Source organism: Arthrobacter sp. Cr_A7, assembly GCF_029222765.1.
Lineage (GTDB): Bacteria > Actinomycetota > Actinomycetes > Actinomycetales > Micrococcaceae > Arthrobacter.
In genome coordinates this window covers 1-1100 of the sequence record NZ_JARHXQ010000182.1, presented here as the reverse complement: position 1 = coordinate 1100, position 1100 = coordinate 1, and the positions used below count along the sequence as shown (strand labels likewise).

The window sequence follows — 1100 nt, the reverse complement described above, 5'->3', positions numbered from 1 at the left end:
TCCTCGCTTCCACATCCGGCCTATCAACCCAGTGGTCTGGCTGGGGGCCTCTCACACACGAGGTGTATGGAAATCTCATCTTGAAGCGAGCTTCCCGCTTAGATGCTTTCAGCGGTTATCCCATCCGAACGTAGCTAATCAGCGGTGCACTTGGCAGTACAACTGACACACCAGAGGTTCGTCCGTCCCGGTCCTCTCGTACTAAGGACAGCCCTTCTCAAATTTCCTGCGCGCGCAGCGGATAGGGACCGAACTGTCTCACGACGTTCTAAACCCAGCTCGCGTACCGCTTTAATGGGCGAACAGCCCAACCCTTGGGACCTACTCCAGCCCCAGGATGCGACGAGCCGACATCGAGGTGCCAAACCATGCCGTCGATATGGACTCTTGGGCAAGATCAGCCTGTTATCCCCGAGGTACCTTTTATCCGTTGAGCGACGGCCATTCCACAATGTACCGCCGGATCACTAGTCCCGACTTTCGTCCCTGCTCGAGATGTCTCTCTCACAGTCAAGCTCCCTTGTGCACTTACACTCGACACCTGATTGCCAACCAGGCTGAGGGAACCTTTGGGCGCCTCCGTTACTTTTTAGGAGGCAACCGCCCCAGTTAAACTACCCATCAGGCACTGTCCCTGACCCGGATTACGGGCCGAAGTTAGATGTCCAAAGTGACCAGAGTGGTATTTCAACGATGACTCCACCCGAACTGGCGTCCGGGCTTCAACGTCTCCCACCTATCCTACACAAGCCACTCCGAACACCAATACCAAACTATAGTAAAGGTCTCGGGGTCTTTCCGTCCTGCTGCGCGTAACGAGCATCTTTACTCGTACTGCAATTTCGCCGAGTTTATGGTTGAGACAGCGGGGAAGTCGTTACTCCATTCGTGCAGGTCGGAACTTACCCGACAAGGAATTTCGCTACCTTAGGATGGTTATAGTTACCACCGCCGTTTACTGGGGCTTAAATTCTCAGCTTCGCCGTGAGGCTAACCGGTCCTCTTAACCTTCCAGCACCGGGCAGGAGTCAGTCCGTATACATCGTCTTGCGACTTCGCACGGACCTGTGTTTTTAGTAAACAGTCGCTTCCCCCTGGTC

The 1100-nt window shown here is 54.5% G+C and carries 1 rRNA gene; it reads right to left on the bottom strand.

What is annotated here, in order from left to right:
• A 23S ribosomal RNA gene (locus P2Q66_RS11040) occupies positions 1-1100 on the bottom strand; the annotation flags it as partial.